The sequence below is a fragment of the Rhodococcus rhodochrous genome (genome assembly GCF_014854695.1).
Lineage (GTDB): Bacteria > Actinomycetota > Actinomycetes > Mycobacteriales > Mycobacteriaceae > Rhodococcus.
Genome location: NZ_CP027557.1, coordinates 617,667 through 633,174, shown reverse-complemented (window position 1 = coordinate 633,174; position 15,508 = coordinate 617,667). Strand labels below are relative to the sequence as shown.

Here is a 15,508-nt window from a genome sequence, read left to right as displayed (position 1 = left end):
TCGAGGGTAGACGCCACTCGAGTGCCGAACCGAACATTCGCGCGCCCGCTGTCGATCCGCTACGGCAATTGCTGCAGCGGATGACGAACGGGCGCGCGAATGTGAAGGAGCAGGTCAGATGCGTTCGATGATGGTCACGTTGGCGGTGCCGCCACCCTCGCAGATGGTGAGCAGGCCGTAGCGGCCACCGGTGCGCTCGAGTTCGTTGAGCAGCGTCGACATGAGCTTGGTGCCGGTCGCGCCGAGCGGGTGACCGAGGGCGATCGCGCCCCCGTTGACGTTGACCTTCGACGGGTCGGCGCCGATCTCCTTGATCCACGCCAGGACGACCGGCGCGAAGGCCTCGTTGATCTCGATGAGGTCGATGTCGTCGATCGTCAGACCGGTCTTCTCGAGGGCGTACTGCGTCGCCGGGATGGGAGCGGTGAGCATGAAGATCGGGTCGTCGCCGCGGGCGCTGAGGTGGTGGATGCGCGCGCGGGGCTTCAATCCGTACTTCTTCACGGCCTCGTCGGAGGCGAGCAGCACCGCGGACGCACCGTCGGAGATCTGGCTGGCGACGGCGGCGGTGAGACGACCACCCTCGACGAGCGGCTGCAGCGACGCCATCTTCTCGAGGCTGGTCTCGCGCGGGCCCTCGTCGACGGCCGCATCACCGAGCGGCACGATCTCGTTCTCGAAGCGTCCCTCGGCGATGGCAGCCTTGGCGCGCTCGTGGCTCTGCAGCGCCCACTTCTCGAGTTCCTCGCGGCTGAGGTCCCACTTCTCGGCGATCATCTCGGCGCCCTTGAACTGCGAGACCTCGTCGCTGCCGTAGCGCTCGGTCCAGCCGGTCGACCCGCCGAAGGGGGTGTCGAAGCCGTACTGCTGTCCGACGATCATGGCCGCGGAGATCGGGATCTGCGACATGTTCTGGACACCGCCGGCGATGATGAGATCGGCGGTGTTGCTCAGGATCGCCTGCGCGCCGAAGTGCAGCGCCTGCTGGCTCGACCCGCACTGACGGTCGACGGTCACGCCGGGCACGTGCTGCGGGTAGCCGGCGGCCAGCCACGACGTGCGAGCGATGTTGCCGGCCTGCCCACCGATGGCGTCGACGCAGCCGAAGACCACGTCGTCGACGTCGGCCGGGTCGATGCCCGTGCGCTCGACGACCGCCTTGATGACGTGCGCGCCCAGGTCGGCCGGGTGCACGTCCGCCAGCCCGCCCTTCTTCTTGCCGATGGGGGTGCGCACCGCGTCGACGATGTAGGCCTCGGTCATTGCTGCTCCTTAGGGAAGTTCTGATTCGACAGTCCGTCGAGAACGATGGAAAGGTATTGCTGGGCAACCTGGTCGATGCTGAGCGCACCCCCCGGGCGGTACCAGCGGACCGCGACCCAGACCGTGTCGCGCAGGAATCGGAAGACGAGTTCGACGTCGAGATCCGGACGGAAGGAACCGTCGGCGACGCCGCGTTCGATCACGCCCACCCACAGGTCGCGGAACTCGATGTTGAGTTCACCGATGTAGGCGAAGCGGTCGCCTTCGAGATGCTTGGCCTCACCCTGGTAGATGGCGACGGCGGCGTGCGACCGGTCGATCGCCTCGTAGGAGGTCGTCACCAGCGCTGCGAGCGTGTCACGCGACGGCAGGTCGGACGCGACGATCTTGCGGTAGCTGTCGAACAGGTCGCCGAGGAACGCGCGCAGGATCTCGTCGACCATCGACTCCTTCGAATCGAAATGGTGGTAGAGGCTGCCGGAAAGGATGCCGGCGGCATCGGCGATATCGCGTACGGTCGTCGCCCGGACGCCTCGCGAGGCGAACAGCTCGGCAGCGATGTCGAGCAGTTCCGCGCGGCGCCCGGACTTGCCGCTGTTGTCGTCACGAGCAGGAGTCATACGGACATCCTTTCAAGCCGACAGGAGGGCGAGATCATGCGCGCTGGGAGGAGACCGATACGACCTCGCCGGTCAGATAGGTGGTGTAGTCGCTGGCGAGCATCGCGATCGTCGCCGCGACCTCCCACACCTCGGCTGCGCGCCCGAACGCTTCGTCGGAGGCGAGCCGATCGAGCAGTTCCTCACTGGTGACCTTCGCGAGGAAGGCGTGACGCGCGATGGACGGGGCTACCGCGTTGATCCGCACGCCGTACTCGGCGGCCTCGATCGCCGAGCAGCGGGTCAGGGCCATGACGCCGGCCTTCGCGGCGGCGTAGTGCGCCTGCGAGTGCTGCGCGCGCCAGCCGAGGACCGAGGCGTTGTTGACGAGGACACCGCCGTGGTCGACCGATCGGAAGTACCGCAGCGCAGCGCGGGTTGCGCGAAATGTGCTGGTGAGGGTGATGTCGAGGACGCGATCCCACTGGTCGTCGGTCATGTCCACGACGGGCGTCTCACCGCCGAGGCCCGCATTGTTGATGAGGACGTCGATGCGGCCGAGCTGTTCGGCCGCCCCGGTGATGAGCGCGTCGACCTGCTCGGTGGACGAGACGTCGCACACGATCGACGCGACCTGCTGCTCCGGGAACTCGGCGGCGAGCTTGTCCGCGGCTTCTCCGAGACGACGCTCGTGGAAGTCCGAGATCAGCACGTCGGCGCCCTCGAGCAGTGCTCGTCGTGCGGACGAGAACCCGATCCCGGTGCCCGCGGCGGCGGTGACGACGACCTTCTTGCCTGCGAGGAGGCCGTGGCCAGGGGTCTCGACGGGCGGGGTCGCGAGGGGCGAGGTGGTCTGGGGTGTAGCGGTCACGGACGTGCCTCCCGGGGAAGGCCGAGCACGCGCTCGGCGATGATATTGCGCTGGACCTCGTTGGATCCGCCGTAGATGGTGTCGGCGCGGGTGAACAGGAACAGTCGCTGCCACTGCGCGAGTTCGAGATGTTCGGGATCGGTGATGTCGGAGGGATTCCCGGCATGGTCGTGGTCGGGTCCGACGAGCGAGGACGCGCCCTGCACGTCCATCGCCAGCTCACCGAGGTCGCGATGCCAGTTGGCCCACAGCAGCTTGGCCACCGAGGCCTGGCCGGGATCGGCGTCGCCCAGGGTGCGCAGGGCGTGAGCGCGCATGACGCGCAACCCGATCCGGGCCCGGGCGATCCGCTCACGGATGTGCGGGTCGTCGAACGCGCCGTTTTCGCGGGCGATCTCGACGATGCCGTCGAGTTCGCGGGCGAAGCCGATCTGCTGGCCGAGCGTCGAGACGCCACGTTCGAAGGTCAGCAGTCCCATCGCGACCTTCCACCCGTCACCCGGGGCACCGACGACGAGGTCGGCGTCGGTGACGGCGTCGTCGAAGAAGACCTCGTTGAACTCGGAGGTGCCGGTGAGCTGCTGGATGGGCCGGACCGTCACGCCGGGCTGGTCGAGCGGGACGAGCAGGAAGCTCAGTCCGTGATGCCGCGTCGAGCCCGGTTCGGTGCGGGCCACGACGAAGGCCCACTGCGCGACGTGTGCGAGCGACGTCCAGACCTTCTGGCCGTTGATCACCCACTTGTCGCCTTCGAGACGGGCAGTGGTGGAGACGTTGGCGAGGTCGGAGCCCGCTCCGGGCTCGGAGTAGCCCTGCGCCCACAGTTCGGTGACGTTGCGGATTCCGGGCAGGAAGCGCTTCTTCTGCTCCTCGGTCCCGAAGGCGATGAGGGTGGGGCCGAGCAGTTCTTCACCGAGGTGGTTGACGCGCGCAGGGGCATTCGCCTTCGCGTACTCCTCGTGGAAGATCACGCGCTGATCCATCGTCGCGCCGCGTCCGCCGTACTCGGTGGGCCATCCGATGCAGGTCCATCCGGACTCTGCCAGGTGACGATCCCACGCGAGTCGCTGTTCGAAGAATTCGTGTTCGCTGCCGGGTCCGCCCTTGCCTCTGAGCTCGGCGAATTCGCCGGTCAGATTGTCTTCGAGCCACTGTCGTACGGTGGCCGCGAACTCCGCATTGTCCTGGCTCTCGCTCTGGTGCACGTCTGTACGATAACCTACCAAGCAATTGCTAGGTAGGGAGCTACGTGAACACAACACCCGGAACCACGCCGGCCGCCCTCATCCGTGCCGCTCGCGACCACGCGGACCGGCTCGCCCTCGTCGACGGCGACACCCGGCTGACTTTCACCGAACTGCACGAACGCGTCCGGGTCTTCGCTGCGGCGCTCGTGGCACGAGGCCTGAAGAACGGCGACCGCGTCGCGGTCTGGTCACCCAATACGTTCCACTGGGAGATCGCCGCCCTGGGCGTGCACTGGGCGGGCGGGGTCCTCGTCCCCGTCAACACCCGCTACACCGGCACCGAGGCCGCCGACATCGTCGAACGGGTCCACGCCACCGCGCTCGTCGTCGCCGGCGATTTCCTCGGCACCGACAGATACGCCGCGCTGCGCGAAGCCGCGCCCGATCTCGTCGTTCCGACAGTGGTGCGGATCCCTCTGGGCGGCAACGACAACCCGAGCGACGACGTGATCGGATGGGACGACTTCCTCGGTCTCGCCACCGAGCCGTTGCTCGCGCAGGCGGACGAGCGTGCGCGATCGGTGCAGCCCGACGACGTCTCCGACATCCTCTTCACTTCCGGCACGACCGGTCGCAGCAAAGGCGTGCTGAGCGCACACCGCCAGCTCATCGGAGTCGCACAGGCCTGGGCCGACTGCGCCGCGCTGACCCCCGACGACAATTATCTGATCATCAACCCGTTCTTCCACAGCTTCGGCTACAAGGCGGGCTTCGTCGCCGCACTGCTCGCCGGCTCCACCGTCGTCCCGATGGCCGTCTTCGACACCGAGAAGGTCATGGCGATCGTCGCGCAGGAGAACATCAGCGTGCTGCCCGGCGCACCGACGATCTATCAGAGCATCCTCGACCACCCGCGCCGCGGCGACTACGACATGTCGAATCTGCGCGTGGCCGTCACGGGTGCCGCACCGGTTCCCGTCTCGCTCGTCGAACGCATGCAGAACGAACTGAGCTTCGACGCCGTGCTCACCGCCTACGGACAGACCGAGGCCGTGGTCGCCACGATGTGCCGCATCGACGACGACCCCGTGACCGTGTCGAACTCGTCGGGCCGCGCCACGGCCGACTTCGAGGTGCGTATCGGCGACAAGGGCGAGATCCTGCTGCGCGGCCCCAACGTGATGCTGGGCTATCTCGACGATCCCGAGGCCACCGCGCAGACGATCGACGAGGACGGCTGGCTCCACACCGGCGACGTGGGCGTCCTCGACGACCGCGGCTATCTCGACATCACCGACCGCCTCAAGGACATGTACATCAGCGGCGGTTTCAACGTCTATCCCGCCGAGGTCGAGGCGGCGCTGTTGCGCCTGCCGGGGGTCCACGAGGTCGCCGTGATCGGCGTTCCCGACGAGCGCATGGGTGAGGTCGGCAGGGCGTTCGTCGTCCCGCTGGACGGACATCCGCTCACCGAGGACGACGTGATCGCGTATGCCAGAGACAAACTCGCCAACTTCAAGGCGCCGCGCTCGGTTCGGTTCGTCGACGCGCTGCCCCGAAATCCGTCCGGCAAGGTACTGAAGAACGTTCTGCGTGAGGAGAAGTCATGACCGTCCCGTTCGAGCCCGATGTCGTCACCTACGAGGTGCGTGACGGCGTCGCGATCGTCACCCTGAATCGCCCCGACTATCGCAATGCCCAGAACTCGGTCATGACCTACGCGCTCGACGCGGCGTTCGAGAAGGCCGTCGAGGACGACGAGGTCAAGGTGATCGTGCTGGCCGGCAACGGCAAGCACTTCTCGGCCGGTCACGATCTGGGCACCCCCGGACGCGATCACCACGTGCACTACGACAACAAGGCCGTCATGTGGTGGGACCACGTCGACAAGGAAGGCGGCGACCAGCGTTACGCCCGTGAGATGGAGGTGTACCTGGGGATGTGCCGTCGCTGGCGCGAGATCCCCAAGCCCACCATCGCGTCCGTCCAGGGCGCCTGCATCGCCGGCGGTCTGATGCTCGCGTGGGTGTGCGACCTCATCGTCGCCTCCGACGACGCGTTCTTCTCCGATCCCGTGGTGCGCATGGGTATCCCCGGTGTCGAGTACTTCGCCCATCCCTGGGTTCTCGGCACTCGTTTCGCCAAGGAGATCCTCTACACCGGCGACCGGTTCTCGGCGCAGCGCGCGTACGAGGTGGGCATGGTCAACCGGGTCGTCCCGCGTGAGGAGCTCGAGTCCGAGACCCTCGCCCTCGCCGCCCGCATCGCGGAGATGCCGCGCTTCGGGCTCGCGCTCACCAAGCGTGCGGTCAACCAGTGCGAGGACCAGATGGGCATGCGCAACGGCATGGACTCGGTGTTCGGCCTGCACCACTTCGCCCACTCCTACAACGCCGAGGTCGGCACCGACTCCCTCGGCGGCATGAACGCCAAGTCGATGGCCGCGAGCGCGCGCCCGGTCCAGGAAGGGTCCAAGTAGTGAATCTCGAACTCGACGACGCCACCGTCGCGTTCCGCGACGAAGTGCGTGCCTTCCTCGAGGCGAACGTTCCGAGCACACCGCTGAAGTCGATGGACACCGCGGAGGGCTTCGAACAGCACCGGGAGTGGGAACGGCGCCTGGCCGACGCACGACTGTCGGTCGTCTCCTGGCCCGAAGAACTGGGCGGACGCGACGCGACGCTCGAACAGTGGGTGGTCTTCGAAGAAGAGTACTACCGTGCGGGCGCCCCGGGACGCGTGAGCCAGAACGGCATCTTCCTGCTCGCCCCCACCCTCTTCGAGCACGCTCATCCCGAGCAGCTCGCCCGCATCATGCCGCGCATGGCCCGGGCCGACGACATCTGGGCCCAGGCCTGGTCGGAACCCGAGTCCGGCTCCGACCTCGCGTCGCTGCGCTCCACCGCCACGAAGGTCGACGGAGGCTGGCTGCTCAACGGGCAGAAGACGTGGAGCTCGCGGGCGTCCTACGCCGACATGGGCTTCGGCCTGTTCCGCTCCGACCCGGAGGCCCAGCGGCACAAGGGCATCACCTACTTCATGTTCGACCTGAGGGCCGAGGGCGTCACCGTGCGACCGATCCCGCAGCTCGACGGTGAGCCGGGCTTCGCGGAGATCTTCCTCGAGGACGTCTTCGTCCCCGACGATCCGGAGCGTCCCGGCGAGTCCGGTGTGATCGGCGCGGTGAACGAGGGATGGCGGGTCGCGATGAGCACCGCCTCCAACGAGCGCGGCCTGTCGCTGCGCGCACCGGGCCGCTTCCTGGCGACCACCGATCGGCTACTGCGCGCCTACGGCGAGTCCGGCCTCCACGGCGACACCGCGCTGCGCAACCGCGTCGCCGACGCATGGATCGGTGCCCGCGCCTACGAACTGTCGACCTGGGCGACCGTCACGCGCCTGACCGCGGGCGGGCAGCTCGGCGCCGAATCGTCGATCAACAAGGTGTTCTGGTCCGAATGGGACATCGCCGCGCACGAGACGGCGCTCGACCTGCAGGGAGCGGACGCCGAGCTCGTCGACGGCTGGACCGACGGTTATCTGTTCTCGCTGTCGGGACCGATCTACGCCGGTACCAACGAAATCCAGAAGAACGTCATCGCCGAGCGGCTGCTCGGCCTTCCGAGGGGTGATCGATGAGATTCGCACTCGACGAGTCCCATGAGGACTTCGCGTCCAGTATCGACGCCCTGCTCACCAAGTCGGACATGCCGCAGGTGATCCGTGCGTGGAACAGCGGCGACACGGCACCGGGTCTGCAGGTGTGGGAGCGACTGGCCGAGACCGGTGTCAACGGTTTGCTCGTCGCGGAGGAGCACGACGGCCTCGGGGCCGACGCGGTCGACCTCGTCGTCGCTGTCGAACAGCTCGGTCGCCACGCCGTACCCGGCCCGGTGGTCGAAACCGTCGCGGTGGCACCGGTTCTGCTCGCCACCGTGGCACCCGAGCGTCTCGGTCCTCTTGCCGCCGGCTCGCTCGCCACCGTCGCGATGCTCCCCCACGCGCCGTACGCGGTCGACGCGCATGTCGCCGGCCTCGCGCTGCACGTGGCCGACGGCACCGTCTCGGTGGGCACTCCGGGTGAGACGCGCGAGTCGGTCGACCGGTCGCGCACGCTCGCCTCGCTCACTGCCGGCGAGTCGCTCGGATCCTCCGATACCGCTGCGGCTTTCGATATCGGTGTCCTCGCGTCGGCCGCTCAGCTCCAGGGCCTGGGCCGGACTCTTCTCGACACCACCGTCGAGTACGCGCAGCAGCGCAAGCAGTTCGGTCGCGCGATCGGCTCCTTCCAGGCGGTCAAGCACCACCTCGCCGAGGTGGCGATCGCGCTGGAGATGGCACGTCCGCTGCTGCACGGCGCGGCCATCGCCGTCCGCGACGGGCTGCCCACCGTGTCCCGGGACGTCTCGGCCGCGAAGATCGCGTGCGGCGACGCCGCCTATCTCGCCGCACGTACGGCCCTGCAGGTGCACGGCGCCATCGGCTACACCCAGGAATACGATCTGTCGCTGTGGATCACGAAGGTCCGTGCGCTCGTCACCGCGTGGGGCACCCCCGACGAGCACCGGGCCCGCGTGGTCGCGGCACTCGAGAGCGAGGCGTCGTGACGTTCGAGACGGAAGAGCGCGCCGCACTGCGGGACTCGGTGCGAACCCTGCTCGCCAAGCATTCCGATTCGGCTGCCGTCCGGCGCGCGATCACCACCGACAGCGGGTACGACGACGAACTGTGGACGATGCTCGTCGAACAGGTCGGGGTCGCGGCCCTCGCCGTTCCGGAGGAATACGACGGTGTGGGCGCCTCGTGGGTCGAGACCCACGTGGTCCTCGAGGAACTCGGCCGCACGCTCACGCCCTCGCCGTTCCTGGGGTCGGCGGTGCTCGCGGCGCAGACCGTGCTGCTGTCCGGTGATGCCGACGCGGCGGCGCGTCTGCTCCCCGGCATCGCCGCCGGGGAGATCGTCGCGGTGTGCTGGGCGTCGGCCGCCGGCTGGCAACGTCCCGGCGTGAATGCCGAGGGCGACGTGCTGACCGGAACCGCGCACTACGTGCTCGGCGGCGACATCGCGTCCACCCTGCTCGTGCTCGCCGCCGACGGCGACACGGTCGGCCTGTTCGAGGTCGACCCGGAGACCGACGGGGTGTCGCGGCGCCGCGTGCCCACGATGGATCCCACGCGTTCCCTCGCGGAAGTCTCGTTCTCGGCGGTGACCGGTCGTCGCCTGTCGTCGTCCGACGATCTCGCCGACCGGTTGCGGGCGGCCGCGGCGATCGCCCTGTCGGCCGAGCAGGTGGGCGCCGCGCAGGCCGTGCTCGACCTGACCGTCGACTACGCGAAGAACCGCAAGCAGTTCGGTCGCGCGATCGGGTCGTTCCAGGCACTCAAGCACCGCATGGCCGACATGTACGCGCTCGTGGAGACGGCACGATCGATGTCGTATGCGGCTGCCTTGTCGCAGGATCCGCAGGACGCGTACGCGGCGAAGATCTACTGTTCGGAGGCCTTCCAGCAGGTCGCGTCGGAGGCCGTGCAGCTGCACGGCGGGATCGCGATCACCTGGGAGCACGACGCGCAGTTGTTCTTCAAGCGGGCGCACGGCAGCGCCCAGTTGTTCGGGCAACCGCGCGAATACCTGAGCGCAGTATCCGCCTGAGCAATATCGTCGGCGGCGATCCCTGCGAAAGATCGGTGATGCGCCTCCTCGATTCCTCGGTTCCGCTCCCCGTGCGTCCCCGCCGCGTCCTCGTGGCGGGGACGTCCGGTTCCGGCAAGACGACCCTCGCCGCGAGGATCGGGGAGATCCTCGACCTTCCGCACGTCGAGATCGACGGGCTCCATCACGGTCCGAATTGGACGCCGCGTCCGTCCTTCCGTGAGGACGTCGAGGAATTCACGGCACAGCCTCGCTGGGTGACGGAGTGGCAGTACACGGCGGTGCGGCCGCTGCTCGTCGAGCGCGCCGACCTGATGGTGTGGCTCGACCTGCCGCGGAGCACGGTGATGCGCCAAGTGGTGTGGCGGACGCTGCGACGCAGAGTGCGCCGGGAGGAGTTGTGGAACGGCAACGTCGAACCGCCCCTGCACACCTTCTTCCGCGATCGCGACCACATCGTGCGCTGGGCGTGGCGCACCCATAGCGGGTATCGCGACCGCGTCCTCACCGCGCTCGCCGAGCGCCTCGATCTGCCGGTCGTGCGGCTGACGAGCCGCCGCGAGGTCGATGCGTGGGCGGCGCTGCTCGCCTCCCGTCCCCCGACGGGTGAGGTCGATACCCACGGGCCGGAGGACACCTGATCGTCCGGGATTCCTCGCGCCCGCCGCGGCGGCTCGCTAACGTCGGATAGATGACACCTCCCACGATCACGCTGAATTCCGGAACGACGATCCCGCAGCTGGGCCTGGGAGTCTGGCAGGCCACCAACGACGAGACCGAACACGCGGTCCGATACGCGATCGACGAAGCCGGTTACCGGCACATCGACACGGCCGCGGCCTACGGCAACGAGGAAGGCGTCGGCCGCGCGCTCGCCGCGTCGTCGGTGCCGCGCGAGGACATCTTCGTCACCACGAAGCTGTGGAACTCCGATCAGGGTTACGAGCCGGCGCTGAAGGCCTTCGACACGAGCCTGAAGAAGCTGGGCACCGAGTACGTCGACCTGTACCTGATCCACTGGCCGTTGCAGGACCGCGAGCGTCTGCTGCGGACCTGGGATGCGCTCGAGAAGATCGCCGAGTCGGGACGCGCGAAGGCCGTCGGGGTGTGCAACTTCGAACCGCATCACCTGCAGCTGCTCGTCGATCGTGGTGGGCTGCTGCCCGCGGTGGATCAGGTGGAACTGCACCCGCATCTCCCCCAGACCGAGATCCGACGATTCGCGTCCGAGCACGGCATCGCGGTCGAGTCGTGGAGCCCGCTCGGGGGCACGAGCAACTCGGGCTGGGGTCCGAACTCGAAGCCGAACACCCTGCTCGTCGACCCGATCGTCACCCGCATCGCCGACCGTCACAGCAAGTCGGCCGCGCAGGTGCTGATCCGCTGGCATCTGCAGAACGGACTGATCGTCATCCCGAAGTCGGTGCACGAGCAGCGCATCTCCCAGAACATCGACGTCTTCGACTTCGAGCTCGACGAGCTCGACCTCAGCGAACTCGACACGCTCGACGACGGCACGCGGGTGGGCGCGCATCCCGACGAGATGAACATCGGCGCCCCCTCCTGATCCCTTCCCTCCGGAACTGGAACGTGTTCTCATTGTCGGGGTACGCACGTCCGACTTCCGGAAGGCAGCGATGAGCGAGACGACGACGCATCTGGTGCTGGGCAAACCGGTCACGATGCCCGTGCAGGTCCGAACGGCCACGGCGTTCATGGGGATGTTCTCGGTTCCCGTGCGCCCCGCGCAGGAACTCGTCGCCCACACCGGGCTCGAGATCCTGCAGTACCGGCCGGGCCACGGGATCTGCACGATCGTCTTCGTGGACTACGTCGACGGGGATCTCGGCCCGTACAACGAGTTCGGGGTGTGCTTCCTCGTCCGCAACCACCGCAACCGCGGCGACGGCATCGTCGACGACTGGCGGAGCCTGGTCGGCGGGCAGGCCGGTGCGCTCATCCACCACCTGCCCGTCGACGGCGACTTCACTCTCGCGGCGGGACGCGGCATCTGGGGTTTCCCGAAGACCCTCGCCGACTTCGACGCCGACCACGACAGCAGCACCAAACGTGGTTCGGTCTCCGCCGACGGAGCGCTGATCGCCGAACTGACCGTGGCGCCCGGACTTCCGGTTCCGGGCAAGGGTCTCGCGGCCTCGCTCGCCGCCTACTCGCACATCGACGACGTCACCCGCTGCACGACCTGGGAGATGAATCCGAGCGGCGTGCGCACCCGGCTCGGCGGCGCGACCCTGCGGTTGGGGACGCATCCGATCGCCGACGAACTGCGGTCGCTCGGTCTGCCGCGACGCGCACTGGCCTCGTCGTCGATCCCCGATCTGCGGATGACCTTCGGCGACGCGACCGTCGTCTGACGATCCCCAGGACTCAGGAGAGCGCGCCCGAGACGGCGAGGACGATCACCGCGACACCGAGCAGGGTGTCGAGCACACCGCAGAACTCCGCGAGCGAGCGGGCGACCACGGTGTTCCGGCGGAAGTGGACGTAGTCCCAGGCGGCGTGACCGAGCAGTCCGAGCCCGACGATCACACCCGCCGGGACGGGGGTGACCGTCACCGCAGCCACCGCGACGGCACCGAAACCGAGCATGGCCACGGCCGACGGCCCGACGAGCATCGCCCGACCGGCCGGGGTGCGCGCGAGTCCGTAGACGGCGCCGGCGGCACCGAGAGCGACCATCACGACGGCGACCTCGACCGCCACTCCGAACGCGACGACGGCGACCTTGCCGATGCCGATCAGCGCGACGGCGCCGAGGAACAACGGCCAGGCCGCGCTGCGACGTCCCAGTACGGCCGCACCGAGATAGACGAGCGCCGCGCCGGTGAGGATCGCAGGGAAGTCGGTGCCCCCGTCCGCAAGGATGAACGCGGCGAGGGCGACTGCGACGAGGCTCGGCCACCGGCACAGCACCCCTCGTAGCAGCGCCTTCGGGTCGATACCGGTCGCAGGTCGATCGACGGGGAGGGTGGTGATGTCGGAGCTCGTCATGAGGATCCGCCTAAGTTGAACAGTGATGTTCGAGTTGGCGATCAGCGTAACCTGAACATCAGTGTTCGACAAGAGGAGGATCCGTGACCGCCCACGACGCATCCCCCCGTCCCGAATCCCCCCGCCCGGAATCCCCCCGTGCCAGGAAACGTGCGGATGCCGAGCGGAACATCGAGGCGATCCTCGACGCCGGGCGCGTCGCACTGAGCCGTGATCCCGACGCGAGCATCGGGGAGATCGCCAAGGCCGCCGGCGTCGGGCGTGTCACGCTCTACGGCCACTTCCCCACTCGCGCAGAACTCGTCACCGCCGTGGTGCAGCGCGCGCTCGCCGAGGCGGAGGAGACCGTGGACCGGATCGACCTCACGGGCGACCCCCGCGACGCCCTGCACCGCCTCATCGCGGGTTCGTGGTCGCTGACCGCCGACGCGGGGGCACTGCTCGCGGCCGCCGAACAAGCACTCCCCGCCGAGGACGTCCGCGCCGCACACGACGGCCTGCTCGCCCGCGCGACCGCCCTCATCGAGCGCGGTCGCGCCGAAGGGACGTTCCGCACCGACCTGTCGTCGTCCTGGCTGGCGTCGGTCCTGCACAGCCTGGTTCATTGTGCCGCAACCGAAGTCGCGGCAGGACGGTTGTCGGTGGAGGACGCCGCCGACTACATCGGCGCAACGGCCCTGTCGTCGTTCACCCCGCCCGGCTGAGCGGTATCAGCCGGACGCGATCACGCCGTCGACGTTCTGACGCTCGCGGAGCCGGGTGACCGTGTCGTGCAGGTGCTCGTCGAGCAGACGCCGCACCTCCTCCCGGTCGGCGGTGCGGATCGCCTCCCGCAACACGACGTGCTCGTCCACCTGCACGTGCAGGTCGGGATAGGTGGTCTGCAACGCGCCGAGGCACATCCGCGTCTCGACGAGCAGCGTGCGGGCCGCCCGCACGAGCCGCGGACTGCCGGCACTGGCCACGAGGATCTCGTGGAAACGTCGGTCGCCGTCCGAGACACCGGTGGCGTCCTCGCGTTCGGCGGCGGTGCGCATCTCCTCGATCGCCGGTTCGAGGGCCTTCCACGTCTGTTCGCGACGGCCGTCCAGCACCAGGTCGAGGGCACCGCCCTCGATGACCCAGCGGCTGCGGTAGATGTCGACGACGTCGTCGAAGGTGAGCTCGGTGACGAAGATGCCCCGGTTGCGGATGCTGTAGAGCAGACCTTCGGACAGCAACCGCTGCATGGCTTCTCGCAGCGGGCCCCGGGAGACCTGGAAGTGCGCCGCGAGTTCGGCCTCCCCCAGCTGCTCCCCGGGACCGAGCGCACCCCGGACGATGGCCGACCGGATCTGTTCGGCGATGAGCTCGGCCGTGGACGGCCGGGTGACAGGACGTAGATCTTCCAGATCACCGAGCACCATGATCGGTATCCTCCTCGAACAGTGAGCCCAGCTCCGGGCATTCCACTGTATATCCGGCGAGTTCCAGGCCGTGCCACACGGTGACCTGGTTGGCGGTCAGGACCGGCTTACCGGTCTCCTTCTCGAGCTCCCGCATGATCCGCAGCGTGTGCATCGCGGTGTCGGGGACCAGGACCGCTTGCGCGTCGGGATGATCGTTGGTCCTCGCGAATTCGAGGACGGCCTCGTCGGTCAGGGTTCCGACCTCGGCGGCGGTGTCGATGCCGGCATCGGCGAGCGAGACGACGTCGACACCGGCGTCCGCGAGGAAGGCGACGAACAGTTCGGCGACGTCCCGCGGATAGCTCGCCGCCACGGCCACCCGGGTGATGCCGAGCGCCTGCAGTGCGGCGACGAACGCGATGCTCGTGCTCGTCGTGGGCACATCTCCCGCGTCCCGGGAGAGCTGCTCGACCTGGGTGCGTGCCCCCTCGGGCCCGTACACGAAGCTGCCCGACGTGCACGCCCACACGAGGGCGTCGAGGGACTCGTCCGCGAACTGCGCCGCTCCCCCGGCGAGCTTGGCCGGGCCGCCGAGGTCGAGGAGTTCGGGAACGGCGTGCAGATCGGTGCCGTAGATGTGGGCGACGGGCAGGTTCACCCCCAGGAGTTCGGCGGCGAACGGGTAGTCGTCCTCGGCGGCATGATCCGGATAGACGATCCCGACGGTCGGACGGTCACGATGCATTCAGAACACTCCTCTCAACCACTTCCCCGGCCCGGTCATGGGCAGCTTCATCCGTCCCAGGCACGCCCAGATGGTGAGCTGGTTGGCCGTGAGGACCGGCTTGCCGAGTTCCCGTTCGAGTGGCGCGATCAGGTCGTAGGTCGGCAGGTTGGTGCAACTGACGAAGATCGCCTGTGCGTCCGGGGTATCGGCCCCGATGATGTGTTCGGCGATGGTGCGGTAGTTGACCTTCCAGATGCCGCCGCCGAGCCCGAGATGTGACGACCGGACGACCTCGGTTCCGGCCTCCTGCAGGAAGTCGTGCAGCAGGTCCGTGAGTTCCCGGTCGTAGGGGGTGATCACCGAGATGCGGGTGAGGTCGAGTGTGTGGAGGGCTTCGAGCAGCGCTCCGGAGGTCGTGACCGCGCACGATGCGCCCGCTTCGCAGATCGCGTCGCACAGGGTCTTCTCGTAGGCCACCCCGTTGACGAAACTGCCCGAGGTACACAGATAGGCAACAACTTCCGGCTCCACCGACAGCACGTCGCGGGTCGCGACCATCAGGTGCCGTCGGTCGGACACCAGCTCGGCCATGGCACGGCTGACCGGCACCGGCTCGTAGGGGGTTCGAGCGAGGTGCAGGGTGACCTCGAGCGGCGCCCATCGCCACAGTTCTCGTTCCAGGGCGAGATCGAAAGGTGCGATCACACCGATGCCCCGCTGAGCCAGAGGACCTTCGAATTCGGGAATGTTCAGTTCCATACGGTCCCTCGGCTTCGTCAAGAGTTCCCTCAGCCTTGAGGATTGTTGA

The 15,508-nt window shown here is 68.2% G+C and carries 17 protein-coding genes; 9 read left to right on the top strand and 8 right to left on the bottom strand.

The window, feature by feature from the left end; all coding sequences use genetic code 11:
- Nucleotides 1–114: 114 nt before the first annotated feature.
- Genes C6Y44_RS02890 through C6Y44_RS02875 form a run of 4 tightly spaced genes read right to left on the bottom strand, consistent with a single transcriptional unit; the run spans nt 115 to nt 3,938 of the window.
- Complete coding sequence (locus C6Y44_RS02890; RefSeq protein ID WP_159416786.1) at nt 115–1,263, bottom strand: acetyl-CoA C-acetyltransferase; 1,149 nt, start codon at nt 1,261–1,263, stop codon at nt 115–117.
- Nucleotides 1,260–1,883, bottom strand: coding sequence for a TetR/AcrR family transcriptional regulator (locus tag C6Y44_RS02885; RefSeq protein ID WP_159416787.1), 624 nt, complete (start codon nt 1,881–1,883; stop codon nt 1,260–1,262). The genes C6Y44_RS02890 and C6Y44_RS02885 overlap by 4 nt, the downstream gene beginning before the upstream one ends.
- A 34-nt stretch (nt 1,884–1,917) precedes the next feature.
- Nucleotides 1,918–2,733: an SDR family oxidoreductase gene (locus C6Y44_RS02880; RefSeq protein ID WP_120281326.1), complete on the bottom strand. Its 816-nt coding sequence runs from the start codon at nt 2,731–2,733 to the stop codon at nt 1,918–1,920.
- Nucleotides 2,730–3,938, bottom strand: a complete 1,209-nt coding sequence (locus tag C6Y44_RS02875; RefSeq protein ID WP_159416788.1) for an acyl-CoA dehydrogenase family protein — start codon at nt 3,936–3,938, stop codon at nt 2,730–2,732. The genes C6Y44_RS02880 and C6Y44_RS02875 overlap by 4 nt, the downstream gene beginning before the upstream one ends.
- Before the next feature lie 44 nt (nt 3,939–3,982).
- On the opposite strand from C6Y44_RS02875, the gene C6Y44_RS02870 reads away from it, so the two are divergent.
- The 8 genes from C6Y44_RS02870 (at nt 3,983) to C6Y44_RS02835 (ending at nt 11,948) form a co-directional block, all read left to right on the top strand.
- Nucleotides 3,983–5,530 (top strand): FadD3 family acyl-CoA ligase, encoded by a 1,548-nt coding sequence (locus C6Y44_RS02870; protein WP_159416789.1) that lies wholly within the window; start codon nt 3,983–3,985, stop codon nt 5,528–5,530.
- Nucleotides 5,527–6,399 carry an enoyl-CoA hydratase gene (locus C6Y44_RS02865; protein WP_120281323.1) on the top strand — a complete coding sequence of 291 codons (873 nt, stop codon included), beginning with the start codon at nt 5,527–5,529 and terminating at the stop codon, nt 6,397–6,399. The genes C6Y44_RS02870 and C6Y44_RS02865 overlap by 4 nt, the downstream gene beginning before the upstream one ends.
- The gene (locus C6Y44_RS02860) at nt 6,399–7,559 is read left to right on the top strand and encodes an acyl-CoA dehydrogenase family protein (protein ID WP_159416790.1); all 1,161 of its coding nucleotides are present in this window, start codon (nt 6,399–6,401) and stop codon (nt 7,557–7,559) included. The genes C6Y44_RS02865 and C6Y44_RS02860 overlap by 1 nt, the downstream gene beginning before the upstream one ends.
- Nucleotides 7,556–8,527 carry an acyl-CoA dehydrogenase family protein gene (locus C6Y44_RS02855; RefSeq protein ID WP_159416791.1) on the top strand — a complete coding sequence of 324 codons (972 nt, stop codon included), beginning with the start codon at nt 7,556–7,558 and terminating at the stop codon, nt 8,525–8,527. Before C6Y44_RS02860 ends, C6Y44_RS02855 begins: the two co-directional genes overlap by 4 nt.
- Entirely contained in the window at nt 8,524–9,573 is a 1,050-nt protein-coding gene (locus C6Y44_RS02850) for an acyl-CoA dehydrogenase family protein (protein ID WP_159416792.1), read from the top strand. Before C6Y44_RS02855 ends, C6Y44_RS02850 begins: the two co-directional genes overlap by 4 nt.
- A 38-nt stretch (nt 9,574–9,611) precedes the next feature.
- Nucleotides 9,612–10,214, top strand: a complete 603-nt coding sequence (locus C6Y44_RS02845; protein WP_159416793.1) for a P-loop NTPase family protein — start codon at nt 9,612–9,614, stop codon at nt 10,212–10,214.
- Nucleotides 10,215–10,264: 50 nt separating this feature from the next.
- Nucleotides 10,265–11,140, top strand: coding sequence for an aldo/keto reductase (locus C6Y44_RS02840; RefSeq protein ID WP_159416794.1), 876 nt, complete (start codon nt 10,265–10,267; stop codon nt 11,138–11,140).
- 70 nt (nt 11,141–11,210) lie between these two features.
- Nucleotides 11,211–11,948, top strand: coding sequence for an acetoacetate decarboxylase family protein (locus tag C6Y44_RS02835; protein ID WP_159416795.1), 738 nt, complete (start codon nt 11,211–11,213; stop codon nt 11,946–11,948).
- Between the two features lie 13 nt (nt 11,949–11,961).
- Here the strand turns inward: C6Y44_RS02835 and C6Y44_RS02830 are convergent, their stop codons facing one another.
- Nucleotides 11,962–12,585: a hypothetical protein gene (locus tag C6Y44_RS02830; RefSeq protein WP_159416796.1), complete on the bottom strand. Its 624-nt coding sequence runs from the start codon at nt 12,583–12,585 to the stop codon at nt 11,962–11,964.
- Between the two features lie 83 nt (nt 12,586–12,668).
- On the opposite strand from C6Y44_RS02830, the gene C6Y44_RS02825 reads away from it, so the two are divergent.
- Nucleotides 12,669–13,289, top strand: a complete 621-nt coding sequence (locus C6Y44_RS02825; RefSeq protein WP_192378623.1) for a TetR/AcrR family transcriptional regulator — start codon at nt 12,669–12,671, stop codon at nt 13,287–13,289.
- A gap of 6 nt (nt 13,290–13,295) precedes the next feature.
- Here the strand turns inward: C6Y44_RS02825 and C6Y44_RS02820 are convergent, their stop codons facing one another.
- The 3 genes from C6Y44_RS02820 to C6Y44_RS02810 are packed head-to-tail and all read right to left on the bottom strand — an operon-like array spanning nt 13,296 to nt 15,459.
- The gene (locus C6Y44_RS02820) at nt 13,296–13,991 is read right to left on the bottom strand and encodes a GntR family transcriptional regulator (protein ID WP_159416798.1); all 696 of its coding nucleotides are present in this window, start codon (nt 13,989–13,991) and stop codon (nt 13,296–13,298) included.
- The gene (locus tag C6Y44_RS02815; protein ID WP_159416799.1) at nt 13,978–14,718 is read right to left on the bottom strand and encodes a maleate cis-trans isomerase family protein; all 741 of its coding nucleotides are present in this window, start codon (nt 14,716–14,718) and stop codon (nt 13,978–13,980) included. The genes C6Y44_RS02820 and C6Y44_RS02815 overlap by 14 nt, the downstream gene beginning before the upstream one ends.
- Nucleotides 14,719–15,459 carry a maleate cis-trans isomerase family protein gene (locus tag C6Y44_RS02810; protein ID WP_159416800.1) on the bottom strand — a complete coding sequence of 247 codons (741 nt, stop codon included), beginning with the start codon at nt 15,457–15,459 and terminating at the stop codon, nt 14,719–14,721. It abuts the gene before it with no gap.
- Nucleotides 15,460–15,508 lie beyond the last annotated feature (49 nt).

Bases quoted from the DNA above. Each gene is read 5' to 3' on its own strand.
- C6Y44_RS02890 (WP_159416786.1), bottom strand. From the start codon at position 1,263: ATGACCGAGGCCTACATCGTCGACGCGGTGCGCACCCCCATCGGCAAG.
- C6Y44_RS02885 (WP_159416787.1), bottom strand. From the start codon at position 1,883: ATGACTCCTGCTCGTGACGACAACAGCGGCAAGTCCGGGCGCCGCGCG.
- C6Y44_RS02865 (WP_120281323.1), top strand. From the start codon at position 5,527: ATGACCGTCCCGTTCGAGCCCGATGTCGTCACCTACGAGGTGCGTGAC.
- C6Y44_RS02855 (WP_159416791.1), top strand. From the start codon at position 7,556: ATGAGATTCGCACTCGACGAGTCCCATGAGGACTTCGCGTCCAGTATC.
- C6Y44_RS02845 (WP_159416793.1), top strand. From the start codon at position 9,612: ATGCGCCTCCTCGATTCCTCGGTTCCGCTCCCCGTGCGTCCCCGCCGC.
- C6Y44_RS02840 (WP_159416794.1), top strand. From the start codon at position 10,265: ATGACACCTCCCACGATCACGCTGAATTCCGGAACGACGATCCCGCAG.
- C6Y44_RS02835 (WP_159416795.1), top strand. From the start codon at position 11,211: ATGAGCGAGACGACGACGCATCTGGTGCTGGGCAAACCGGTCACGATG.
- C6Y44_RS02830 (WP_159416796.1), bottom strand. From the start codon at position 12,585: ATGACGAGCTCCGACATCACCACCCTCCCCGTCGATCGACCTGCGACC.
- C6Y44_RS02820 (WP_159416798.1), bottom strand. From the start codon at position 13,991: ATGGTGCTCGGTGATCTGGAAGATCTACGTCCTGTCACCCGGCCGTCC.
- C6Y44_RS02815 (WP_159416799.1), bottom strand. From the start codon at position 14,718: ATGCATCGTGACCGTCCGACCGTCGGGATCGTCTATCCGGATCATGCC.
- C6Y44_RS02810 (WP_159416800.1), bottom strand. From the start codon at position 15,459: ATGGAACTGAACATTCCCGAATTCGAAGGTCCTCTGGCTCAGCGGGGC.